Annotated in this window: 17 protein-coding genes; 7 read left to right on the top strand and 10 right to left on the bottom strand. The window is 61.1% G+C overall.

The window, feature by feature from the left end; all coding sequences use genetic code 11:
- The first annotated feature begins 33 nt into the window (after positions 1–33).
- A complete protein-coding gene (locus LNV06_RS20850; RefSeq protein WP_263540209.1) occupies positions 34–669 on the top strand; it encodes an FMN-binding negative transcriptional regulator in 636 nt (211 codons plus the stop codon).
- Between the two features lie 11 nt (positions 670–680).
- Complete coding sequence (locus LNV06_RS20845) at positions 681–1,157, top strand: GNAT family N-acetyltransferase (protein ID WP_263540208.1); 477 nt, start codon at positions 681–683, stop codon at positions 1,155–1,157.
- A gap of 25 nt (positions 1,158–1,182) precedes the next feature.
- Here LNV06_RS20845 and LNV06_RS20840 read toward each other — a convergent pair whose 3' ends face one another.
- The 4 genes from LNV06_RS20840 to LNV06_RS20825 all read right to left on the bottom strand — a co-directional run bounded on the left by LNV06_RS20840 (position 1,183) and on the right by LNV06_RS20825 (position 8,892).
- Positions 1,183–5,130: a two-component regulator propeller domain-containing protein gene (locus LNV06_RS20840; protein ID WP_263540207.1), complete on the bottom strand. Its 3,948-nt coding sequence runs from the start codon at positions 5,128–5,130 to the stop codon at positions 1,183–1,185.
- Between the two features lie 164 nt (positions 5,131–5,294).
- Positions 5,295–6,587, bottom strand: coding sequence for a dihydrolipoamide acetyltransferase family protein (locus LNV06_RS20835; RefSeq protein WP_263540206.1), 1,293 nt, complete (start codon positions 6,585–6,587; stop codon positions 5,295–5,297).
- Entirely contained in the window at positions 6,587–7,591 is a 1,005-nt protein-coding gene (locus tag LNV06_RS20830) for an alpha-ketoacid dehydrogenase subunit beta (RefSeq protein WP_505190991.1), read from the bottom strand. The genes LNV06_RS20835 and LNV06_RS20830 overlap by 1 nt, the downstream gene beginning before the upstream one ends.
- Positions 7,592–7,623: 32 nt before the next feature.
- Entirely contained in the window at positions 7,624–8,892 is a 1,269-nt protein-coding gene (locus LNV06_RS20825; RefSeq protein WP_263540204.1) for a 3-methyl-2-oxobutanoate dehydrogenase (2-methylpropanoyl-transferring) subunit alpha, read from the bottom strand.
- A 273-nt stretch (positions 8,893–9,165) separates the two neighbouring features.
- On the opposite strand from LNV06_RS20825, the gene LNV06_RS20820 reads away from it, so the two are divergent.
- Together LNV06_RS20820 and LNV06_RS20815 are read left to right on the top strand one after the other, a co-directional pair.
- Entirely contained in the window at positions 9,166–11,088 is a 1,923-nt protein-coding gene (locus LNV06_RS20820) for a bifunctional 2',3'-cyclic-nucleotide 2'-phosphodiesterase/3'-nucleotidase (protein WP_263540203.1), read from the top strand.
- 206 nt (positions 11,089–11,294) lie between these two features.
- Positions 11,295–13,325 (top strand): sensor histidine kinase, encoded by a 2,031-nt coding sequence (locus LNV06_RS20815; RefSeq protein ID WP_263540202.1) that lies wholly within the window; start codon positions 11,295–11,297, stop codon positions 13,323–13,325.
- 77 nt (positions 13,326–13,402) lie between these two features.
- Here LNV06_RS20815 and LNV06_RS20810 read toward each other — a convergent pair whose 3' ends face one another.
- The 3 genes from LNV06_RS20810 to LNV06_RS20800 form a co-directional block, all read right to left on the bottom strand.
- Positions 13,403–13,702 (bottom strand): flagellar basal body rod protein, encoded by a 300-nt coding sequence (locus LNV06_RS20810; protein ID WP_263540201.1) that lies wholly within the window; start codon positions 13,700–13,702, stop codon positions 13,403–13,405.
- A 138-nt stretch (positions 13,703–13,840) separates the two neighbouring features.
- On the bottom strand, positions 13,841–14,782 hold the full coding sequence (locus tag LNV06_RS20805; RefSeq protein WP_263540200.1) for a GGDEF domain-containing protein: 942 nt from the start codon (positions 14,780–14,782) through the stop codon (positions 13,841–13,843).
- Between the two features lie 137 nt (positions 14,783–14,919).
- Positions 14,920–15,360, bottom strand: coding sequence for a YybH family protein (locus LNV06_RS20800; RefSeq protein WP_263540199.1), 441 nt, complete (start codon positions 15,358–15,360; stop codon positions 14,920–14,922).
- A 277-nt stretch (positions 15,361–15,637) separates the two neighbouring features.
- Between LNV06_RS20800 and LNV06_RS20795 the strand changes: the two genes are divergently transcribed.
- Positions 15,638–16,471: a substrate-binding periplasmic protein gene (locus LNV06_RS20795; protein ID WP_263540198.1), complete on the top strand. Its 834-nt coding sequence runs from the start codon at positions 15,638–15,640 to the stop codon at positions 16,469–16,471.
- A gap of 75 nt (positions 16,472–16,546) precedes the next feature.
- Here the strand turns inward: LNV06_RS20795 and sbcB are convergent, their stop codons facing one another.
- Complete coding sequence (gene sbcB, locus LNV06_RS20790) at positions 16,547–17,989, bottom strand: exodeoxyribonuclease I (protein WP_263540197.1); 1,443 nt, start codon at positions 17,987–17,989, stop codon at positions 16,547–16,549.
- A gap of 38 nt (positions 17,990–18,027) precedes the next feature.
- On the bottom strand, positions 18,028–18,999 hold the full coding sequence (locus tag LNV06_RS20785; RefSeq protein ID WP_263540196.1) for a tripartite tricarboxylate transporter substrate binding protein: 972 nt from the start codon (positions 18,997–18,999) through the stop codon (positions 18,028–18,030).
- Between the two features lie 159 nt (positions 19,000–19,158).
- Here LNV06_RS20785 and LNV06_RS20780 point away from each other — a divergent pair, with 159 nt between their 5' ends.
- Complete coding sequence (locus LNV06_RS20780) at positions 19,159–21,468, top strand: penicillin-binding protein 1A (RefSeq protein WP_263540195.1); 2,310 nt, start codon at positions 19,159–19,161, stop codon at positions 21,466–21,468.
- A gap of 83 nt (positions 21,469–21,551) precedes the next feature.
- Positions 21,552–23,726: a diguanylate cyclase domain-containing protein gene (locus LNV06_RS20775; RefSeq protein WP_263540194.1), complete on the top strand. Its 2,175-nt coding sequence runs from the start codon at positions 21,552–21,554 to the stop codon at positions 23,724–23,726.
- Between the two features lie 12 nt (positions 23,727–23,738).
- Here LNV06_RS20775 and LNV06_RS20770 read toward each other — a convergent pair whose 3' ends face one another.
- Entirely contained in the window at positions 23,739–24,866 is a 1,128-nt protein-coding gene (locus LNV06_RS20770) for a beta-ketoacyl-ACP synthase III (protein ID WP_263540193.1), read from the bottom strand.
- Positions 24,867–24,940 lie beyond the last annotated feature (74 nt).

Genomic DNA, 24,940 nt, shown 5'->3' with positions numbered 1-24,940 from the left:
AGACACCCTTGACCTTTCAACTGAGGCCCCCTCATGTATATCCCGCCCTATAACGCTGAAACTGAACTGACGACCCTGCAAGAAATGATCGCTACGCATCCGCTGGGCGCCTGGGTCACGCTGGGTTCTGCGGGACTCACGGCCAACCACATTCCCTTCCTGATTGACCGCTCGCGCGGCCCATATGGCTGCTTGCGAGCCCATGTCGCACGAGCGAATCCGATTTGGCGCGAATTGATCGCCGGCCAAGAATCGCTGGTGATCTTTCAGGGTCCGCAGTCCTACATCACACCGAACTGGTACCCAACGCACTCGAGCAGCGGACAGGTGGTGCCGACCTGGAACTACGTGCTGGTGCATGCTCGCGGCATTGCCCAGGTGCATCAAGACCCAGCCTGGATTTTCAAGGCCATTTCAGACCTGAGTGAGCAGCAAGAAGCGGGGCAGGTGTCACCCTGGAAGGTCTCGGACGCTCCCGCCGACTACATCAAACGCTTGGCCCGCGCCGTGGTCGGTATCGAGATTCCCCTCGACAGCCTGATCGGAAAATGGAAGCTCAGCCAAGATGAAGCACTGGCAGACCGGCATGGAACCGTCGCAGGCTTGAGCGCTCAGCCAGACGCCAACTCACAAGCCTTGGCCGACTTGGTTCAATCCCGCATTCCTTGATCCCGCTTGATATGACCACACCCTCTTCCTCCAGCCCAGTCCTGATTCGCCGCGCTCAGCTCTCGGACAGCACCGCCATCGCCCCTTTGTTTGACGCCTATCGGCAGTTCTATGAGCAAGCGCCAGACTTGGCGGGTGCCCAGCGTTTCATCCACGCACGCCTGAGTCAGCAGGAATCTGTCATCCTCGTGGCAAGCGACTCAGCGGGCGTTCTGCTGGGCTTTTGCCAGCTGTACCCCAGTTTTTGCTCGGTGGAGGCTCAGCCGATTTACACGCTGTACGACTTTTTTGTTAGCCCCCAAGCTCGCCGCTGCGGCGCGGGACGGGCCTTGTTGCAAGCCGCTCACGAACACGCTGCGCGAGAGGGTTATGCCCGCATGGACCTGACCACCGCGCGCGACAACCTTGCGGCCCAGGCCCTGTACGAGTCACTCGGCTGGGTGCAAGACCGCGTCTTTCTCAGCTACAACTTGCGGGTCAAGGGCTGACACTCGCGCACCACCCGCGCCCCAATCAAGCCTCATCTGGGCTTGCCACCAAGGCTTGCGGCGCTGACAAGGGCAGGTCCAACTCAAAGACAACGCCCTGCCCGGCCTGGCTGCGCACCGCGATGTCGCCGCCGAGGACGGAGTGAATCAGGTTGTAGCTGATGCTCAAGCCCAGGCCACTACCGCCCTGCCCCATCTTGGTGGTGAAAAAGGGGTCGAAGACACGTTCGATGTGTTCGGCCGCAATGCCTCGCCCATCGTCCGAGTAGCGGATGCGCAAGCGTGGCAAGTCGGCGCGCTCAGCGCCGTCTTTGAGTAAGCCAGCGCTGATGCGAATCAGCCCACCGCGCTTCTCCTCAAAGCCGTGCAAGATGGAATTCTTGACCAGATTGCTCAAGACTTGGCCCAAGGGACCGGGGTAGCTGTCCATCGCCAAATCGTCGGCAATGTCCAGCTGCCAGACGTGACCCTTGTTCTTCAGCTCATTGGCCAAGGTTTCAAGCACGTCCTCGACAAGAGCCTTGAGCACAAAGCGTCGACGCAACTGGCTGCTGCGATCGACCGCCACCTCTTTGAAGCTGCGAACCAAATCAGCCGAGCGGCTCAACCCACGCATCAACAACTTGGCCGAGTGAGTCACCCCGTCGACAAAGTCCTTCAATTCGGAACGTCGCAAACCGGACGCAGGTTCATTCAAGCGGTGGGCAAATGCCGATGAGTTTTGCTCCAAGGTGCTGGCGGCCAGCAGGCAGTTGCCCAATGGCGTGTTCAACTCATGGGCCACGCCCGCGACCAGCGAACCCAGGGCGGCGAACTTTTGCTGCTGCACCAATTCCTCCTGTGTTTGCCGCAGGCGCCCGAAGGTACTGGCGTTCTCCAAGGCAATGGCGCTGTAAGCGGCCAGGGTCACCAACATGTCCAAATGCCAGGCTTGATAAACCCCAGGCATGCGACTGTAAACACCGATCAAGCCGCGCAGCTGACCGTTGACCAGCAAGGGAGCCAGCAAGGCCTCGGCACAGTCCACGCCAAAAATCTGCAGCGCGGCACCCTCGCTGGCTTTGCAGTGCAAGGCTTGGGCTTGCTCCAGGCAGGCCCATTCCCAGACACCTGGCGACGAGTCGCCCGAGCCTGATCCGCGGCCGCTTGCCTTGTTCAAGCGCCAGCCCGATCGAGAGTGTTCGCCTTCAAAGAGATAGGGGAAGTCCAAGCTTCGGCTCAAGGGGTCCAGCAAAGCCAGGGCAAACCCATCCGAGGGCATCAACTGCGCGACATGAGCATGGATGCTGCGCAAGATCAAGTCTTGATCCAAGGTCGCGGTGATGCGTCGACCCATCTCACTCAGGGTGGAGATATTGCCGTGGGCCTGCTCCACGATCTCTTTTTGCCGTTCGACTTCCCGCTTTTCTTCGACCAACAAGGCCATGGTGTTCTCGACTCGGCGCTTTTCTTGGCTGAGTTCGGCGGTGCGTGCCGAGACCTGCGCTTCGAGCTGGAGCTTTTGGCGTGTCAGCGCTGAGAGCCGCGCATGAATCACCGCCCAAAGCAGGCCCAGCAAAGCCAGCGCCGAGAACAGCCGAAACCACCAAGTCGCCCAATAAGCGGGCTGAATATGTAACTCGAGCCGGATAGGCTCCTCGCTCCAAAGGCCGTCTTTATTGGCGCCCTTGACCTGAAAGACATAGTGACCCGGCGAAAGATTGGTGTAGCTCGCCACTCGCTGGCCGGCACCAACCGTGACCCAGTCTTTGTCATAGCCTTCCAGCTTGTAGGCATAGCGATTGCGCTGAGGATCGGCGTAATGAAGCGCCGCAAATTCCAGCGACAAGGTTTCGTGGGTGCTACCTAGCGTCAAGCGCTGCAAGTCCACCAGGGCCGTCGGCAGCGTCAACCCCTGCACCCGATGTCCCGGCAACAAGGTCTCGTTGTTCACGCGGATGGCGGTCAGCGCCAACTGCGGTGGGCTGGCGTTTTCACGAATATCGTCTGGATGAAAGCCGGTCAGGCCGTTCAGACCGCCGAAATACATGCGCCCGTCGCTGTCTTTGAAGGCCGAGTTGGCGAAGTAGAAGCCTTCGATCATGCCGTCTTGGGCGGTGTAGTTTTGAATCTGCCCCGACTCGGGGTCCAAGCGAGAAATACCGGCAGTCGTACTGACCCAGAGGCGCCCTTGCCCATCCTCAAGAATGCCGCCAATTGGGTCGCTGCTCAGGCCCGAGCGCCCAGGCAGTCGTCGAAATTGCACCGAACCATCGCGGCGCTTGATCAGTTCCGTCAGACCTTGCGCGGTGCCCACCCAGATGCGCTGCTTGCTGTCTTGAAACAAATACTGAACCCGATCGCTGAGCAGGCTGTTGGGGTCGGCGGGCTGGTTGCGATAGTGCAAGAAGCTCTCACTGCCAGGCGTCAACCGGTCAAGACCCTGATAGGTCGCGGCCCAGACGTCGCCGTCTTTGTCGACCAGCAGCATGCGGACATAGTCTTGGGCCAAGCTGCCGGGGTCATTGGCGTCATGTTTGAAGGTCCGCAATTTGCCACTGACGGGATCCACGCGGTGCAGACCTCCTCGGGAGCTCAGCCACAGCTGGCCTTGCGGATCACTGCTGATATAACGAATCACTTCAGCGAGTGGGTTGTCTGCACTGAAGCTTGGCAGCTTGACCTGGCTGGTCTTGGGATCCATATGCTTAAGAACCCAGTCCAAGGCAACTTTGTCCTGCCACGAAACATGGGTATCGGAGAGATTCAAACTCTCCTTTTCATTGCGACCAAACCGAAAGCTCTGCGCGTGGCCACTGCGTGGATTGAGCCGTATCGCCGCGTCATAAGTGGCCAGCCACAAGCCACGCTGTCCGTCGCTGGTGATGCTGAAGATGCGGTTCTCCACCAAGCTCTTGGGATCGCCCGGCACATGAACATACTTGTTGAAGCCGCCACTGCCCAAGTCGGCCCGGTAAGCGCCCGAAGCCCAGGTACCGATCCAAAGGCTACCGAAGCGATCCTGAAACAGCGACGAGATGTGCTTGGGCACCGAATGTGCATCGGCCTCGCGATGGCTTAGCACTTCAAAGCGCTGCTCGCTGGGCCGCCAGCGCCACAAGCCCTCGGTTTCCATGCCCATCCAGAGTTGCTTTTGACGGTCTTGCAAGAGCGCCACATAGGCATCGGAACGCGAGCGCGGAACGGCAAACATTCGCGCGCCCACCTGCCCGTTTGCATCCAGTCGCCAGGCTTGTACGCCGATCTCACTGGCCACCCACAGCAAGTTTTGTGCGTCCACCAGCACGATCTTGGCCGGCGCCATCGCAAACGCCAACTGCGAAGCCGCAAACTTCAACGGCGAGAAAGTTTGCGCGCCAGGAACCCAGCGATCGACGCCCGCTTCAGTCCCCACCCAAAGCTGACCTGCCTCATCCAAAGACAAAGAAAGAACGCGCGGATGACTCAGGCCTGCGGTATGAACCCGGAACTGTCGACTTTGGGTTTGATATTGATAAAGGCCGCTTTCGGTGCCCACCCAGAGTTGGCCCTGGGCATCGGTACACAAGGCGTTGACCTGCAGATGAGCTTGCCCAGCCCCTGAGCCCGCCGGCAAGGGCAAGGTCTCGAAGTCATCCAACTCCGGACGATAGCGCTGCAAACCGCGACGCGTGCCCACCCAGAGCTGCCCTTGCGGGTCCAGCAACAAGGCCTGCACCCAATCCTCACTCAAGCTGCCGGGCTGCCCCTCGATATGCCGGTAGTTCACCAAACGGTAGCCATCGAAGCGGCTCAAGCCCGCCTGAGTGCCTATCCAGATGAAGCCATGCTTGTCCTGTGCAAAGGCAGTGACGTTGTCACGCGGCAGCCCCTGAATCTCAGACAGGCGCTCGAAGTAAAAGTTGCGAGGATTGGCCTGCGCCGCAGCGATCAGATTGGGCCCGAGCCCCCAACTCAGCAGCAGACAAGTGCACCAGCGAACAAGCCAGAGCATCATCCGCATCCAGCCTGAAGACAGGTCGCGGCCTCTGGCTGCCCCCTGCTCTGCTTCGCCCCAACGCTGCTTCGCCAAATCCATGGCCACCCAACTGTTTGCCCAAGGTCTTCAGGCCATGGTACCCGCAGATCGAGAGGCAAAGAGCGGGAATACGAGCGCGCTCACTCCAGCAACAAGAGCGCTGGGCATTCCAGCAAGGCGCGAATCGCCTGAATGAACTGCGCCGCCACCATGCCGTCGACCACGCGGTGATCGAAGGACGAAGACAGATTCATCATCTGCCGCCCGAGCACCTGGCCTTTGACCATCATGGGCCGCTCGACGATGCGGTTGACGCCCACGATGGCCACCTCGGGATGGTTGATCACCGGCGTGGTGACGATGCCGCCCAGAGCGCCCAAGCTGGTCAGGGTCAGAGTCGAACCGGTCAGCTCATCCCGCGTGGCGCGGCCACTGCGGGCAACTTCTGCCAAGCGACGAATCTCGGCCGCGCAGTCCCACAGGTCCAAGGCCTGCGCATCCCGCAAGACCGGCACCATCAGGCCGGCATCGGTCTGGGTTGCCACACCCAGATGAACCGCTTGATAGCGCGTCAGCAAGCCCGCATCATCATCGAGACGCGCATTGACCTGCGGGAACTCGCGCGCCGCCCGCGTGATGGCGCGAATCAAGAGCGGTAGCAAGGTCAGCTTGCCGCGGCTGGCCGCGTAGCGCTGGTTCAACTGCTCGCGCAAGGATTCCAATTCGGTGACATCCACCTCTTCCACATAGCTGAAGTGAGGAATCCGCCGTTTGGATTCCTGCATCTTCTGCGCGATCTTGCGGCGCAGGCCGGTGATCTTGAGGGTTTCGTCGGCGGCCAGCGCCGCTTGACTCACACGGATGGGCCGCGCCGCGCTTGCCTTTGGCTGGGCGGCCGCTTGGTCCAGGTCCGCATGCATGATGCGCCCGCCCAGGCCGCTGGCTCGCACCTGGCTCAGCTCCAGGCCTAACTCCCAAGCCCGGCGGCGCACAGAGGGCGATGCAATCGGCTTGTCATTAGCACTGACTTCTTGAGGACGGTGCGCGGGGGCTACCGCTTTCACGGGCGCAGGCGCCGGGCGGGGCGGCGCCAAAACCGCAGGCGGAGGCGAAGGCAAAGGCGCCGCGCGTGCTGGCGCAGGGGCCGACTGAAGCGGGGCCGCGCTCTCTTCGTGAGCCGAGTCGCCCGCGCCGTCCACTTCGATGCGAATCAACTCCGAGCCAACCCGCATCACCTCGCCGGCCTCGCCGCCCAAGACCAGCACCCGGCCGTGCACCGGAGACGGAATCTCCACCGTCGCCTTGTCGGTCATCACATCGGCCAGGATCTGGTCCTCGCGAATTTGATCGCCGACCTGCACCCGCCAGGCCACCAACTCCACTTCGACAATGCCTTCGCCGATGTCCGGCATCTTGATGACATGTTGTCCCATCATTGCTCCATCGCACGTTGCAAGGCGGCGGCCACACGGGCCGGGCCGGGAAAGTAGTCCCATTCCTGGGCATGGGGATAAGGCGTGTCCCAACCGGTGACGCGCTCGATCGGTACCTCCAGGTGGTAGAAGCAATGCTCTTGCACCAAGGCCACCAATTCGGCGCCGAAGCCGCTGGTTCGGGTGGCCTCATGCAAGACCACGCAGCGGCCGGTTTTCTTGACCGAACGAACAATGGCGGCCAGATCCAAGGGCCAGATCGCGCGCAGATCGATGATCTCGGCATCGATGCCCGTCTCTTTGGCCGCCGCCTCGGCCACATAGACCATGGTGCCGTAGGTGATCACCGTCAAATCTCGCCCAGGCCTGAAGACCGTGGCCTGGTCCAGCGGCAGGCTGTAATAGCCCTCCGGCACCAGACCTAGCGGGTGGCTGGACCAGGGCGTAGACGGCCGGTCATGATGGCCATCGAAGGGGCCGTTGTAGAGCCGCTTGGGTTCCAGAAAAATCACCGGGTCATCGCACTCGATGGCGGCGATCAGGAGACCTTTGGCGTCGTAAGGATTGGTCGGCATCACGGTGCGCAGGCCGCAGACATGGGTGAAAAGCGCCTCCGGGCTTTGGCTGTGGGTCTGCCCGCCGTAGATCCCGCCGCCACAAGGCATGCGAATCGTCAGCGGCGCGGTGAAGTCGCCCGCCGAGCGGTAGCGCAGCCGCGCCGCCTCAGACACGATCTGGTCCGAGGCGGGGTAGAAATAGTCGGCAAACTGGATCTCAGCCACCGGCCGCAAGCCATAAGCCCCCATGCCGACGGCCACGCCGACGATGCCGCCCTCGGAGATGGGCGCATCAAAGACGCGCTGGTCACCGTACTTGGCCTGCAAGCCGTCGGTGCAACGGAACACGCCGCCGAAATAGCCCACGTCCTGGCCGAAGATCACCACATTGGGGTAGCGCGTCAGCATCACATCCATGGCCGAGCGCAGGGCCTGAATCATGGTCATGGGGACGACCTTGTCTTGAGTATCTTTCTCAGTCATTCCCGGCCTCCAAAGTGGCGCGCCTCAGCCATTTGCTGCTGCAAATGCATCGGCATGTCCTTGTAGACATCCTCGAACATCGAGGCAATGCTGGGGATATGACCATCGGCCAAAGTCCCAAAGGCCTCGGCCTCTTTTTGGGCCGCAATGACTTCTGCCTCCAGTTCTTTGTGCAGTGCCTCGTGCTGCGCCTCGGTCCATTCGCCTAAAGCGAGCAAATGCTGCTTCAGGCGTGCGATCGGGTCACCCAAGGGGAAGCGCTGCCACTCGTCGGCGGGACGGTATTTGGACGGATCGTCAGAGGTGGAATGCGGCCCGGCGCGGTAGGTCACCCACTCGATCAGCGTCGGGCCTAGATTGCGCCGAGCGCGCTCGGCAGCCCATCGCGACACTGCGTAGACCGCCAAGAAATCATTGCCATCCACACGCAAGGACGCAATGCCACAACCGCTGCCACGCGCCGCGAAGGTCGTGCCCTCGCCGCCGGCAATGGCCTGGAAGGTGGAGATCGCCCATTGGTTGTTGACCACATTCAGAATCACCGGCGCACGGTAAACATGGGCGAAGGTCAGCGCGGTATGGAAGTCAGACTCTGCCGTGGCGCCGTCCCCGATCCAACCGCTGGCGATGCGGGTGTCGCCCTTGATGGCCGAGGCCATGGCCCAACCCACAGCCTGGATGAACTGCGTCGCCAAATTGCCGCTGATGCTGAAGAAGCCCGCCCGCTTGATCGAGTACATGACTGGCAACTGGCGTCCCTTGAGCGGGTCACGCTCGTTCGACAAAAGCTGGCAGATCATCTCCACCAGCGGCACATCGTCACGGCTCAACAGCAGGCTTTGCTGGCGATAGGTGGGGAAGCACATATCGCCCTCGTTCAGTGCCATGGCATGGGCGCTGCCGATGGCCTCTTCGCCCAGGCTTTGCATGTAGAAAGAGAGCTTTTTCTGGCGCTGCGCAATCAACATGCGGCCGTCAAAAATGCGGGTCTTGAGCATGGTGCGCAGGCCGCGGCGCAGTTGATCGGGGCTGAGCGCTGGGGCCCAGGGGCCGACGGCCTGCCCTTGCTCATCCAGCACCCGGATCAGGCTGTAGGCCAGATCGGCGGTGTCGACCGCCGCGACATCGATGTCGGGTCGGCGTACTACGCCGGCAGGCGAAAGATGAAGATAGGAAAAGTCGGTGTGACAGCCCGGCCGACCACTGGGCTCGGGCACATGCAAGCGCAGGCGCTCGCCATGAGCGTGCTCATCATTGCGATTCATTCGTCATTCACTCCTGCGCGGATCTCGCGCTCAAGCTGCGATGAAGCATGACGGCCAGTCTCAGCGGTCTTGCTTTGACGTCCGTCATGGGGTGGCCACCGGGATTGCCGGTCGCGTGGGCCTAGCGTAGCGGAAAAGTGAGCTTGGGTTGTGCAAGGGCAAGCGCAAATCGAGCCGGAACAAACCCTAGGGAGCAGCTAGCATCACGGCCATGCAACCCTTTGCCTCGCCCCAGGTTCTCAATTGATTTCGATCCCCCGCCCCCGCCCCAAATTGGCCTTTCGGCCCCGGTTCGCCGCGATTGCCGGCCTGGCTTTGGTGTTGTTCGCCGGCAAGCCTCAGGCCTCCGAGTTGAACTTGCGCATTCTGCAGACCACCGATCTGCACATGAATCTGCTCAACTACGACTACTACCAAGACCGCTTGACTGACGAATACGGCCTAGCCAAAACCATCACCCTGATCCACCAGGCTCGCGAACAAGCGCCGAACAACCTGCTCTTTGACAACGGCGACTTGCTGCAAGGCAACCCGCTGGGCGACATGATGGCCCGGGTCAAACCGCTGCCCAAGGGCGCCATTCATCCGGCTTTCAAGGTGATGAACCTGCTGCGCTATGACGCGGCCAATCTGGGCAACCACGAGTTCAATTACGGTCTGCCCTTCCTGCGCCAAGCCATCGCGGGCGCTGCTTTTCCGTATGTGAATGCCAACCTGATGCTGGCAGGCCCCGGCCGGCCACGCCATGCCTTCAATCCCTATGTCTTGCTGGAGCGCCGCTTCACCGACAAGGCGGGCAAGACTCAAGCCTTGAAGATCGGCGTGATCGGCCTAGCGCCGCCACAAATCATGCAGTGGGACCGCCCGCATCTGCAAGGTCAATTACTCGCTCAAGACATGGTGGAGAGCGCGCAAGCGCTGATCCCACAGCTGCGCCGCCAGGGCGCGGATCTGATCATCGCCATTGCCCACACCGGCTTTGAGAAAGACCCGCAGGCCTTGGGCGCAGAGAACAAGGCCGCCGAACTCGCGCGGCTGCCCGGTCTGGATGCCTTGCTGCTCGGCCACGCCCATGCCGAATTCCCCAGCGCCGCATTTGCCCAGCATCCCGGCGTTGACTTGCAGCGCGGCAGCATTCACGGCGTGCCTACGGTGATGCCGGGGCGATGGGGCGACCATCTCGGCCTGATTGATCTGACCCTCAGCCGCCAGCAAGGTCGTTGGCGGGTGGTCGACAGCCATGCAGAGTTGCGCGGCGTCTACCAGCGCGAGTCGCGCCGCGCCCTGGTCGCTGCGGACCCCATGGTGAATCATGTGATTGCAAAAGAGCATGGCGACACCTTGGCGCATATGCGCGCCCAAGTGGCCCAGTCCAGCGCGCCGATTCACAGCTACTTCGCCCAAGTGCTCGATGACCCTTCCGTGCAGTTGGTGGCGCAGGCGCAAAAGGAATATGTACGGCGCGCGGTGCAAGGCACGGACTTGGAGCGGCTGCCGCTCTTGTCGGCTGCCGCGCCCTTCAAGTCCGGCGGCCGCCAAGGCTGGAGCAACTACACAGACATCCCCGCCGGCCCCTTGGCCCTCAAGCATGTGGCGGATCTCTACGTCTACCCCAACACCATCAAAGCCCTCAAGCTCAGCGGCGCCGAGCTGCGCGAATGGCTGGAAATGTCGGCCGGCCAGTTCCGCCAAATCAAGCCAGGCAGCGCGCCCGAGCAAGAGCTCTTGGACCCGGACTTCCGCGCCTACAACTTCGACATGATCGAAGGATTGACGTACGAGATCGATGTCAGCCAAGCGGCCCGTTACGACGCCGAAGGGCGGCGCTCGGCCTCGAATGCCCATCGCATCGTCAATCTGCGCTACCAGGGCTTACCTCTGGATGAGCGCGCCAACTTCCTGGTCGTCACCAACAATTACCGGGCCAATGGTGGGGGCGGCTTCCCAGGACTGAACGCCAGCAAGATCGTGGTCGACGCGCCCGATGAAACACGCCAAGCGGTGGCGAACTATCTGGCCTCTGCTCGGCAGTTCAATCCAAGTGCTGATGGCAACTGGCGCATCCTGCCCGTGCCCGGCGTGCGCCTGGTGTTTCGTAGCGGCGCGGGCGGCATTCCTCATCTGCCCGCACTGCCCCGCTTGAGCTTGCTGCGCCAAGACGAGGATGGCTCGGCCCTGTTCGAACTCAAGCCTTGAACGGCGCGGGGCTCAATCCCCTGAGCCCCTGAGCCAGGGGAAGACAGACAAGCGACATTGCCCAACAATTCAAACTGCGATTTCAAGCAGGCCTTGAAGGGCCTCAATTTGGCGACACAATAGGCCAGCAACAGGCAGTAAGAAAGCCACGGCAAGGGAGCCGATAAAAGCATGACATCGGGAACGCAATCCCGAAGGGTATGCCGATGAAGATCTCTGTGCAGCAGGTCAATGCTCGCGAAGGGTTGGAGCAAGTCCAGTCCTTGATGACGAGCATGGAGTTGGTCGCCGCCGACCAAGTCTTGACCCGCCTGGAAAGCGAGGAGTTGCATCCCAACGACACGCTCTTGGTCGGTGTCTTGCGCCTTCAGTGGCGGCTGCAGTCCGATGCCAGCCTGATGGGGATGGCCTGGCTGGAGCAGTCGCTCCATCTGGCCGAGCAAGCGGCCCTGCTGCCTGATGACCCTTTGATCGAAGCCGTCGCCCTGAATTGCTTGGCACTGCTGCAGTCCCGCATGCGCTTGCACCACGGGGCACTCAGCAGCTTGGAACGCGCCTCCGAGTTGACCGGCAAGGCGGGCAAGCCCAAATTGGGCTTGGAATTCCATGCCTCACGTGGCCGCATCATGGCGGCGGCCGAGATGTATGAGGACCTGCTGCAATTGCTGGACAGCCTGCTGCCGCAACGCGCCTCGTTTCCGGTCGGCGCCTTGCACCGCTTACTCAATACCGGCGCGACGGCTTGCTTTGTGCTCGCCGATGAAGTGCTGGCGCCCCCTGAAGCTGCGCTTTGGCAGCGCTGCCGAGCTTTGCACCACGACGCGCTACAACTGGCCGAGTCCCATGGTCTTCGCGAAGATGCTTTGCTCAGCCATTTGAACCTGTCTCTGATCGAGGCCCTGATAGGCGCGCCTGAGGATGCCAAGCCGCATTTGCGCGCCATTCAAGAACGCCCCGACAGCAGCCTGATGACGCAAGTGGCCGGAGCCCCGTGGGCGGTCGAGTTTTCCAAACGTTTGATCGACTGGCGGGAGGCGCGAAGCCCTGAACACTGGCAAGCCTTGCTCGCCTTTGAGCGCCGGGTGAATGCAGAAATTGGCGAGCATCTGCAGTTCGTTCGCGAGTACGTCTTGCGCGCCATCGCTAGGCATGGCCAAGCCGCCGGGGACGTGGACGCCGCCTTGCAGGCCAGCCATACCCTGCTGAGCTTGCAACGCCAGCGGGTGCGCAGCGTTTCCTCCACCTTAACCCAGGCCATGCAAGACGTCTTCAGCCTGCAACGCATGCGCTTGGCCAATGAACAGCTGACGCGCCAAGGCACACAGTTGGAGCTTTCACTGGCGGCCCGCAATGCTGAGTTGAGCCAAGCGATGGGCCGGCTTCAAGCCGAGGCCAGCATCCGACGCGCTGCAGAAGCCGCCCTTCAAGAGGCCAATGAGGCGCTGGAAGCCCGCGTGAGCGCCCGCACCCAAGAGTTGGAATTGGCGCTGCGCACCGTCATGCAGCAAGAAAAGCAGCTGGCCTTAGGCCGAGTTGTCGTCGGCATGGCGCATGAGTTGAACACGCCACTCGGCAACGCACGCATGGGCGCCTCGGTCATCCATGATCGCGCCACCGAATTGCACCACTGGCTGCGCGATGGGCAAATCAGGCGCCAGGCCCTCAGCGAAACCGCCGCTTCGTTGAGTCAGTGCTCCGCCTTGGTGGAGCGCTCGCTCGAGAGCGCTGCGGTGCTGGTGCAACGCCTGAAGGCATTGTCTTTGGACAGCGCGCAAGAAGTGGCGCAGGACTTTGACCTGTGCCAACTGCTGCGCGACACCTTGGCCCATGAGCAGCCGCGGCTGAACGAGCGCGGCATCATTTGCCTGTTCGACATCCCCGATGCCTTGCCCATGCAAGGCGCCATGCATGCGCTGAGCGATGTGCTGAAAGAGCTGCTGGACAACGCCATCAGCCATGGCTTGAAAGAGACGAGCAGCCCTCGACTGACGATTCGTTTGCTGCAACAAGAGGGGCGCGTGCGCATCGGCTTGCGAGACAACGGCTGCGGCATCCCCACCGACGCTCTACCACGCATCTTTGACCCGTTTTTTTGCGGACAGATGGGCCGAGTCGGCGCGGGGCTTGGGCTCAGCGTCGTTCGTATGCTGGTGGAGGAGCTGCTGCACGGCCACATTCATGTCAGCAGCCAAGCGGGCCAGGGCACCCTGGCGGAACTGGATTTACCGCTGAAATGAGCAGCGATTGATGGAGGCGTCGAAGCAGGGGTTGATGCAGACGTAAAGCACTGTGATCCGAGGAGCGGCTCAGAGACTTAGGCGTGAATATCCAGCAGCGTGCCGCTGGCCTGCAACTGAGTTTGAAGCACCCGCAGATTGGCCACAAAAGCGTAGGTGGCGGTCTTTTGAGTGGCCATATCGGCTTCAGCCGCATTGCCCACTGCATTGACCTGGCGCAGTTGGCCCTTGACGCCGCCCGACTCCAAGGTCTGGGCCTCCACCTGCTGGCGACGGAAGTCGCTCACCCCGCTGTTGGCAATATTGCTGGCCGAGGCGCGCAGGCGCTCGTTGGCAACCGAGATGCCGGACAAGGCGGTGGACAGGCCGATGGACATGGCAAAACTCCGAACTGCTGGCGAATGCCTGGATTGTTCCCAGGCTATCGGCAGTCGGCGCCAGAACTTTAGAAAAGAAGGGCTTTATCCCGTCATTTCCTCACGCATTGCGGGTTTACCCCGGCCTGACAGCGTTTCTCAGCCCGCCAGTTCCTCAAAACCACCGGCCGAGATGAAGACGCGCACGCTGTCGCCACCTGCCGCTTTGGCCTCGGTACAGGCCAGCACAGCGGCGCCAATGACGGCGTCCACCGTTTCAAGCGTGGACTGGATCTGCACCACGCCAATGCAAGCCTTGACCCGCGTGCGGTGCAAGCCCCAGCGCAAACGATAGGCGGCAATGCCGGCGCGCATTTTTTCAGCCACGATCTCGGCGTAATGTTGGTCGCAATTGGGCAAGAGCACCGCGAAATGGTCGTTCTCCAGTCGCGCGACCAAGTCCGAAGCGCGCACCTTGGTGATCAGCAATTGACCCAGGCCATAGAGGAAATGGTCGCCCACTTCCGAGCCCATGGCAGCCACCACCTCGGTGAATTTATCGACATCGACCCACAAAACCGACACCGGCTCATGACGACGGCTGCCCACATGTTCGCCCAAGCGACGCTCGAACTCGCGCCGATTGGCCAACTCGGTCAGCGCATCATGCTTGGCCGTCCAGGTCGGCTGCATGCGCTGCTGGCGCGCCACGGTCACATCATCGAGCAGCCAGAGCGACTCACCGGCCGGCGAATCCCAAAGCACAGGAGTGGCCTGCAGACGACCCCAAAAACGGCTGCCATCGCGGCGCACATATTCAAACTCATCATCCAGCGGCTTGCCACTGATGAAGGCGCTGCTCATGCGCTCCTGCACCGACAACTGGGCCGCGTCAGAAACGTAAACACAGCGCGTCGGCTGGCCGACCAAATCGGTCTCATCCCCATGTCCGAAGAGATGATTGAAATGCTCGCTGACCAGTTCGAATCGTCCGTCTTTGACGAAACCGACCGCCATGGGCGCCCGCACCATCAGCGCCCGCATGCGTGCTGCGACCATATCGCCCGCAGCGTCGGGGCTGACTTCTGACTTGGCTTGCATCTGCTACTCCTTTGTCGGTGGCCTGTCGGCGGCCGCATCGATTGTTCACTATCGCAGGTGTAACCGGTTCAGCCCTTGATGGATACCCCGAACTGATCGCTGAAACCCGCCCTATTCTTCCACGCCCCCGTGGGCCCTCATTGATTCTGCGCGCAAGGCCCAGTCGTGGTCACGCCTGCAGCGAGCTTTTCGGCTTCGCTCAGCGCGCTGCCCCGATCGACCACAACTCGCCACTGGCCCGGCGCTTCTTGCCGCCAGACCGAATGGAACCGAGCGATTGCATCCCCCTTCGGGCCACGCACCAGACCGCTGGAGTGAGCAAGGCTGCCATTGGCAGCCACAACGACCTGATCGGGAGCCCAACTGAAAGGCGCTGAATCCCCTTGAAAATAGGACCGCCAGCCCTCAAGCACGGCGGCACGCCCGCTCAAAACCTGGGCGCCGCCAAAGAACAACGCGTGCTCACCCAAATGACGCGCGAATGCTTGGAGATCACCTTGGGCCATGCTGGCCGCAAAACCACATTCCGCCTCAATTACCTGGGCCTGCCAAGCTTGCAGATCAGACAGTCCAGCCATGCGCGCTGTTTCTTGTTTCACGGGGGCTGCAAAACCTGGCGTCGCGCCCAAACAAAATAAAGCAAGGACTCTCCAAGCAGCAGCGAAGCGCTTCTTTGAACCACTGGCATTGTTTGATTGACGCTGCATTGGGGGCGCCCAAGTCCTGACTACGGTCAAATCTTCAAGGCAAGACTACCCCAAGCCCCGGGGGACATCAATCCGCAGATATGCTGTGCGGGCATTTGCCGCCGCTTTGCCGCTGTGCGGGACGAGTCCACCCCACTCTTCTTCATTCATGCCCACACGCCGCAACACCCTACTGACCTTGGCCACGGCACCGCTGAGTTGGCGCAATAGCTCGGCATCGGAGCGAGTCGAACCGGCTCAAAACTTATCCGTTAGTTCACATGCCTCTGGACCGGCTACGGCGCTACGCGACCGCGCGCCGCTGCGTTTGTTGACGACCGAATATCCGCCCTATATGCGCAGCGCAAGTAGCGATGGCGGTGCGGCTTTAGCGATCGGCCGCGCGGCCCTGGAGCGCGCCGGCATTGCCGCCGAGGTGCTATTCAGGCCTTGGGCTCGCGTGATTGCGGAGGCCGAACGCGGTGAGTCGGACGGCATTCTGGGGGTCTGGTTCGAGCCCAGTCGGGAACGTTTCCTGGCCTATACCCAAGCGCTGGGAGTGAGCAACCGTATCGGCTTTATGGCCCGCGCCGGCAATGCGATCGTGGTGGATGACTTGAGCCGACTGAATCAAAAAGCGGGCTTTCGCATCGGCACCGTGCGCGGCTACGCCAACCCGCCGCGCTTCGAGCAGATCGGCTTCACCACTGACAAGGCCATCGATGATGCGACCAATCTTCGCAAATTACTGGCGGGCCGAATCGATCTGGCATTGATTGACAAAGGGGTGGCCTTCCATCTGCTGCAGACCCAGATGCGCGAGGCCGCATCACGCTTACAGTGGCTGGAGCCGGCCGTTGCCGACATGCCGCTGCACATGGCGCTGACGCGAAATCGTCCGGACTTATCGGCCTTGCTCGGAAAAATCAATCGCGGCTTGAGCGAACTGCGTGACAGCGGCGACCTGGCTCAGATCCTCAAACGCAGCGCCGCTTGGATGTAAGACCCAGGATGTAAGGCCCAGGATTTAAGACCCAGGGCACTGCCGTGGTCTGGGTCGAACCCAACGACCTGGGACTCAGGCCGCAGGCGCAATTTGTTCGGCGTAGTCATACAGAGCCGCGAGGATGTCCTGGCCACGCTCATCCGCCGATTCATTGAGCTGATCGATATGCTCAAAAAACGCCGCCAGCGTTTGCGCCCCGCCCTCGCCCTCATGCAGACGCGCACCGCAATGCGCTTGCCACCGCTGCTGCTCGGCGTCACTCAAACTGTCCGGCCAGTTGCGGGCGCGAAAGCGGAAGACCAATTCATCCAAGCGAGCATCGGCAAAGGCCAGCTTCCCTTCCGCTGCACGCTGGGCCATCTGTTCGGGACTCATGGCCAACACTCGCTGCAAAGCGCGGCGGTCGTCCGGACCGATGAATCCACCGTAGAGGTCCTCGTCCACATCGGGCGCAGCGCCGGGCTTGTCGCGCTTGAACACATCGCCCCACAGACCGTCCAACAGGCGGCCCCGTTCCAGCAAGACTTGTGCATGGACCAGGCCTTGCGCCATGTCCAGCCCCCAACGTTCGGCCATGGCTGGGCTGAGCGTCTTCAAGTTCCCGATCACCACGGGTGACTTGTTGATATGAATGGTCTTGATCGGCAGCCGGCTCTGCCCCTCCGGCAAGTCCTCTTGCTTGACGAACAAGCGAGCACGAATCTCCGCCGCATTCAAGCTCAGCAATTCGGTCGGATCGCTGGCCAAGTCCCACACGATCAACTCGTTTTTATTGCTCGGATGCGGTGCCAAGGGCCAGACCAGAGCAAGGCAGCCCCGCTCGGGGCCGTACATGCCGGAAATATGCAGGAAGGGGCGACCCACGCCGATTTCAGCCCAGACCGCGTCCTTTTTGCGCAGCTTCAAGCAAAACTCGAACAGCTTGGGTTGTGCAGTCTTCAAGAGGCGTGCCAAGGCAATCGTGGCGCGCACGTCGCTGAGCGCGTCGTGGGCGGCTTCATGAACCAAGCCATTGGCAAGGGTCAGATGTTCGAGCTTGAAGGACGGGCGGCCATCCTCATGCGTAGGCCATTGAATGCCTTCCGGGCGCAGCGCATAGGCGCAACGCACCACATCCAAGATGTCCCAACGTCCGCATTCGTTTTGCCATTCGCGCGCATAAGGATCAATCAAGTTGCGCCAGAACAGATGGCGCGTGACCTCATCATCAAAACGGATCGAGTTGTAGCCCACCCCCACCGTGCCGGGCTCCGCCAGCGCGGCCTCAATTTGCGCTGCAAAAGCGTGCTCCGCGACGCCTTGCTCCGAACAGGTCTGCGGCAGGATGCCTGTCAACAAGCAGGCTTCTGGGTCAGGCAAAAAATCGGGTGCCGGTTGGCAATACACCATCAAGGGTTCGCCGATTTCGTTCAGTTCGGCATCGGTACGGAGGCCGGCAAATTGCGCCGGCCGGTCGCGGCGCGGCACCCGCCCGAAGGTTTCATAGTCGTGCCAGAAAAAAGTCATCTCATTCATGGGCTGCAGATTAACCGATGGAAGTCCAAGGACAAGGCTCAGCTCTTCTTGCTCAAGCCCATGCGCTCGATCGTTGCCCGCTCAGAATCGAAGGTGCGCTGCGCATAACGGCCATAGACCTCGGTACTCATATACAACGCGGGCTGATAAAACTTATCCAGGATCTCGCGCACCCGGCTGTCATCCAAAGTTTTTTTGAAGGCGTCGTGCAGCACTCGCACCACAGCAGGGTCCATGCCTTTGGGGCCCCCGATGCCAAAAGGCGACTCACAAATCGTGTCCCAACCACTTTCCTTGACCGTTGGGACCTCGGGCAATGCTTTGTAACGCTCGCGACTGAGCGTCGCCAAAAATCTCAGCTTGCCCGCTTTGACATGCGGCATGAACTCCAAGGTTCCGCACATCAAAGGGATGTGCCCGCCCAAAATGGCCTGCGCAATTTCCGGGGAGCCTTTGAAGGGAACATCCTGGGTCTTGAACCCCGCCAAATTGGCAAATTCCTCGAAGGCCAAATGAGGCGTGGTCCCGGTCCCGGTGTGGCCATAGGTCAGTTGCCCTGGATTGGCTCTGGCCCAAGCGACCATTTCCTTCAAGGTCTTGAAGGGCGCATCCAAAGTCGAGGCCAAACCAAAGGTGTAGCCACTCAAACCGACAATATGGGTCAGATCCTTGAGTGGGTCGAAGGCCATCTTCTGCATATGCGGCAGCCGATAAACCCCCAGCGGCAGCTGAGTCAAGGTGTAACCGTCGGGCTTGGCCTGCATCATGACCGTGGCCCCCAGGGTACCGCCAACACCGGCACGGTTCTCCACCACCACAGGCACGCCAAGAGCTCTGGCGGCGCTCTCAGCAAAGGCGCGCATCACCGCGTCGCTGGCGCCACCGGCAGGCCAGGGGCAGATCAAGGTAATGGGTCTCAGGGGAAAGCGCTCCTGCGCAGACAAACTGACAGCCGGTAGGCTGGCCAATGGGCACGCCAAGCCTACGCCCAAGAGGGTTCTGCGATGCATATCGATTCTTCAAACTCTAAAACTTAATACCGTCGGGTCGGCTATTTGAGCCTCACCCTGTGACACCGCGTCCAGCGGCACAGCCCGCCATAATCGCAGTTTTGCGCAAGCGCCCCGATTCCTTTCAAACGCTTGACCCCAGCTGAGGCGAGACTGCACTTGAAGAAAAAACTGCTGATGATCAGCGCTGCGGCGCTGGCTGTAATCGTGCTGCTGCTGGGCGTGGCCGCGGTCTTGATCTACCCCACCCTGCCTGACATCGCTGAGCTGAGCGACTACCAACCCAAGCAACCACTGCGTGTTTACACCGCCGACGAGGTCTTGATTGGCGAATACGGCGCCGAGCGCCGTAAGTACCTGCCGCTCGAACAGATCCCCCAGCAGATGCAGCAAGCGCTGTTGGCGATTGAAGACCATGCCTTCTACGAGCACCACGGCATTTACTTGCAAGGGGTGGCGCGTGCGGTCTTGGCCAATCTGTTCCGCCCGCGCAGCCAAGGCGGCTCCACCATCACCCAGCAATTGGCGCGTACCGTCTATCTGAGCAAGAAGAAGGTCTACACCCGCAAATTTGTCGAGGTCTTGCTGGCGCTGAAGATGGAAAGCCAGCTGAGCAAACAGCAGATTCTGGAGATCTATATGAACCAGATCTATCTGGGTCAGCGCGCCTATGGCTTTGAGGCCGCGGCGGACATCTATTTTGGCAAATCGCTCAAGCAGCTCAACCTGGCGGAAACTGCCCTGCTGGCCGGCCTGCCGCCCAACCCCGCGTATGCCAACCCGGTGGTCAATCTGGACCGCGCCAAGCGCCGACAAGCCGTGGTCCTGGGGCGCATGCGGGAACTCGAGCTGATCACCCAGGCTCAGGTGGACGAGGCTCGCGCCCAAGAACTGCATATTCGCAGCGCCCAAGACAGCCGCATTCATGCCGAATTTGCCGCTGAGATGGCTCGTCAGGTGGTGCACGCCCAATTCGGCGATGAAGCCTACACCCGGGGTTTGAAGGTCTACACCACCTTGATCGCGGCTGAACAAACCGCCGCTTACAAAGCCTTGCGGCGCAGCCTCTTGGACTTGGAGCGCCGCAAGCCCTACCGTGGCCCCGAGGGCTTTGTGGATTTGCCTAAGGACGCGGCCGAACAAGATGCGGCCATTGCTCAAGCCTTGGCGGAACATCCGGATCTGGACGAGTTGCGCGCAGCGGTGGTGACCGAAGTCAGCAACAAAGGCCAAGTCTCGGCCACCCTGCAAAGCGGCGAGGACCTGAGCATTGGCGCCGAGAGCCTGCGCAATTTGCAGGCGGCCTTGTCAGACAAAGCCAAAGACAGCCTGCGCATTCGACGTGGGTCGATCGTGCGCGTGATGCGCGGCGCCCCAAGCAAGGCTGAACCCAAGGGCGCGTGGAACTTGCTGCAGTTGCCTGAGGCCGAAGGTGCGGTGGTGGCGCTGGAGCCCAGCACCGGCCGCGTCCATGCCCTGGTGGGCGGCTTTGACTTCAGCAAGAACCAATTCAACCATGTGACTCAAGCCTGGCGTCAACCGGGCTCCAGCTTCAAACCGCTGGTTTACTCCGCCGCTCTGGAGCAAGGTGTCACGCCCCAAACCCTGGTCAACGACGCGCCCTTTATCCGTGGCGACTGGGAGCCCAAAAACTATGACGGCAGCTTTGATGGACCGATGACGGTGCGCCAGGCTTTGGCCCGCTCAAAAAACATGGTCACCATCCGCTTGATGGAACTGATCGGCCCGGCCAAGGCGCGCACCTGGGCGGCGCAATTCGGCCTCGACATCGACAAACAGCCCGACAACCTGACGCTGGCTCTGGGCTCGGGCAGCGTGACACCGCTGCAAATGGCCAGCGCCTACGCCGTCTTTGCCAATGGCGGCCACAGGCTGGCGCCGGTGGTGATTGCCCGCATCGTGGACAGCAAGGGCGCGAAGCTGTTCGAAGCGGCGGATGTGCAACTGTCCGACGAAAACCGAGCCATCTCAGCCCGCAATGCTTATCTGACCAGCAGTCTGTTGCAGGAAGTGACCCGCAGCGGCACGGCGGCTCGCGCCCAAGCCAGCCTCAAGCGCCCGGACCTCTATGGCAAGACGGGCACCACCAATGATGCGGTGGACGCGTGGTTTGCCGGCTTTCAACCGAACTTGGCCGCCGTTGTCTGGATTGGCTACGACCAACCGCGGCCTTTGGGCGACCGAGAAACCGGCGGTGGATTGGCCTTGCCGGTCTGGATAGACACCATGAGCGTGGCACTGAAGCATCAGCCCGTGCGTGAATTGCAGCCGGTCGATGGTCTGGTTCACAGCGCTCAAGATTGGAGCTTTGAGGAGTTTGCGGGCGATGCCGGGGTCAGGGCTTTGGGCCTGGAGGCAGGCGCCACACCTGTTTTGGGGCAAGCAGGTCCTTCCAGCCCAGCCTTTGGCTCGCCTGCAGCATCAAGCGCCGCACCCTCGACGCGTTGAGATCAAGATTTCTTCTGAGGACATCCTGAGACTTGTCCGCTAGCATCGGCCACCGTTCCGAAGTGCTTTAACAGGATCAGCCCTTGCACCTCAGCCGCCGCCCCCTGCTCGCCCTTTTGCGCATTCTGTTCTTGCGCACTCTGTTTCAGTGGCCGCTGATCGGCTTGGGCCTGCTGCTTGGGGCCCAGGCTGCCCATTCGATTCAACTCAACGAGCAAGAAATGGCCTGGGTGGCCGCCCATCGGCAGCAAACCCTGACCGTGGGCTTTGACCCGTACTCAGGGATGGACAGCTTCTCGCTGCGCGGCAAGAAGCTCGGCCTGCTGCCCGCTTTGCTGCAGGACATGAAGCAGCAGCTCGGCCTGCAACTGGTGCCGGCCGAGGTGAAGAATTGGGACGATGCCTACACGCGCTTCTTGCAAGGCAAGATCGACGTGCTCTATGGCGCTAACGTCACGCCCGAGCGTGAAAAAATCATGCAGTTCACTCGGGCTGCGCAGCGCTATCCCTACACGGTGTTTGCGCGACGGGATGCCTCGGTGCAGACCCTGGGCGATCTGGATGGTCGGCGCGTCGGCTTTCTGGCCAATGACTTTGTCATTGAGCAGTTGCCCAAAGAATTCCCCAATATTCACTTCAAGGAGGTCAGCTTCGAGGACCAAGCGGCGGGCCTTCAGTCCCTGACCAAAGGCGAAGTCGACAGCTTCGTCACGGCCGGCGGCGGCATAGAACATGAGTTCTTGCATGACTACCCCAACGTGACCATCGTGGCCGAGCTTCGGTCCATCACCTCGGACATGACGTTTGCGGTGCTCAAAGACCGGCCGATGCTGGCCCAGATCATCAACCGCTACTTGGATCAGCGCCAAGCCCATATCGAGTCGCTGGCCAAGCTGGCCGCGCGCGACTACAGCCGAAAAGTGCTGCGCTTCAGTGATGCAGAACTGGACTGGCTGGAAGCCAAGGGCACGGCCGTGGTCGGCGTCGCCGAAGATTATTTGCCCTTCGATTACGCGCATGGCGGCGAGTACCGCGGCATTGCGGGCGCCACGCTGCAACGCATTGGCGACATCATTGGCATCCGCTTCAAGGTTGAAACCGGCAGCTTCGCGCAGCTCTATGAGCGGGCCAAACGCGGCGAAGTCGATGTGCTCAACCTCGCCAAAACCGAAGACCGCCTGCCCTTCTTCTTTTTCCCGCACGCCATCAGCACCGAGCGCGACATCATCATCGGGCTCAAGCGCAGCGGCCAAGTGCAAGACGTCTACGGCTTGGAAGGCAAGTCGGTGGCCGTGATCGACGGCTTTTGGCACGAAGAGTACTTGCGCAAAAACTTGAAGAGTCCACGCATCATCAAGACCGCCAGCATTCAGGAGTCACTCAAGCTGGTGCGCGATGGCGCTGCCGACTACCTGATTGAAAACCCCACCGTGGCGGAGTTCTACATCAACGGCCTGGGCTACACCGATCTGGTCAAGCGCGGCAATACATCCAAGGACTCGTTCATCTACTTCGGCGTCAATCGCCAGCAGCCGGAGTTGGCTGCCATCATGGACAAGGTCATTCCCTTGATCCAATTTGAGGAGATGAAGTACCTGGGCATGCAATCCGTGCCCAGCCTGGACAACGAAGCGAACCAGCAACTCACCCAGATGGTGGGGGCTCTTTTGGTCGCCCTGATGCTGGTCTTGGGACTGACGGTCTTCTTCGTGCGCAAGCTGGTGCTGCAAAAAGCCAAGACGCAGTTCCTGCGCGAACGCGAGCACTTGCTGTACACCGATGCCTTGACCGGTTTCCAAAACCGCAATGCATATAACCAGATGCTGGATGAGGCTCAGCAGCAACTGGCCTATCCGGTCGCGGTAGTCGTGGCCGATATGAACAATCTCAAACGGGTCAATGACAACCTGGGGCACGCTGCGGGGGATGCCTTGATCCAGTTGTTCGCCGATTGCGCCCGCAGCCAATGGCCACAAGCGCCAAGCTATCGCATTGGCGGCGATGAGTTCGTCTTCCTCGTAGTTGGGCGAGACGCGTCACAGATCGAACAAGACCTGGACGACCTGCGGCAACGCTGCCTGAACACGCCCCGCGAGCTGGCATCCGGCCATCTCTCGCATGCCAGCGCAGCCTTGGGCTACGCCATCCTTCATTCTGAAGCGCAGACCATGGCCGCTTGCATGATGCAAGCCGACGCCTCCATGTACGCAGCCAAGGCCGGCATGAAGAAGCGCTCTACCGACTTCCCGCAGGACTGAGCCTGCGCGAAGTCAGCGTTTTTTGACGACCACGCTGCCGACCGAGTAGCCAGCGCCGAAAGAGCAGATCACCCCCAGGTCGCCAGACTTCAGGTCCGCGCGGTGCTCGTGGAAGGCGATGATGGAGCCGGCCGAGGCGGTGTTGGCGTAGGTATCCAAGATCAAGGGCGCGATGTCGGAGCCGGCCGCGGCGGCATCGCCCACCAGCTTTTTGATGACCAGTTGATTCATGCCCAGATTGGCCTGGTGCAACCAGAATCGGCGCACCTCGGTAGGCTTGTGCTCCAAGTTGGCCAAATGCCCTTCGATATGCGCGGCGGCAATCGGCACCACTTCCTTGAAGACCTTGCGGCCCTCTTGCCGGAAGGTCTTGTCACGCGCCAGTGGGTCGCTGTCTTCGGACCGGTTCAAGAAGCCAAAGTTATTGCGAATATTGTTGGAGAACTGGGTGGCCAGATGGGTGCCCAAGATCTCCCATTGATCGCTGGAAACCGCCAGATCGGCGCGCTCAATCACGATGGCGGTACAGACATCACCAAAGATGAAGTGGCAGTCACGGTCGCGCCATTCCAAGTGGGCGGACGTGATTTCGGGATTGACCACCAGCACACATTTGCTGGCGCCCGAGCGCACCGCATTAAAAGCCTGCTCCAGCGCGAAAGTGGCTGAAGAGCAGGCCACATTCATGTCAAAGCCATAACCACCGGCGCCCAAGGCGGCTTGAATCTCCACCGCCATGGCTGGATAGGCGCGCTGCATATTGGCGCTGGCGCATAAGATCGCGTCCACATCGCTGGCTTGTCTACCCGCTGCGGCCAGCGCCTTTTTGCAGGCATCGACACCGATCTCGGCCATCAAAGACAGTTCGTCATCGGGCCGCTCGGTAAAGCGCGGGTACATGCGGGTCGGGTCAAGCACACCGCTCTTCTCGATCACATAACGCTGCTTGATGCCGGATGCTTTTTCGATGAACTCCACGCTGGAATGGGTCAACGCGACTTGCGCTCCGGCTGCGATCGCCTCGGCATTCTGGGCGTTTTGCAAATCGGCGTAGACGTTGAAAGCCTCAACCAATTCGGCGTTGGTGATGACGTGCGGCGGCTGATAAAGGCCGGTGCCGCTGATGACGACTGAGTACATGCAATATTCCTTTGGGCCAGGGGTGGTCGGCTCCTTCATGCCGACAAGTGTATCCAGGCCTTGCACCAGAAAGA

It is taken from the genome of Paucibacter sp. Y2R2-4 (genome assembly GCF_025717535.1).
GTDB lineage: Bacteria > Pseudomonadota > Gammaproteobacteria > Burkholderiales > Burkholderiaceae_C > Paucibacter_A.
The sequence above is the reverse complement of the archived record's forward strand: the minus strand, read 5'-3'. Positions and strand labels throughout refer to the sequence as shown.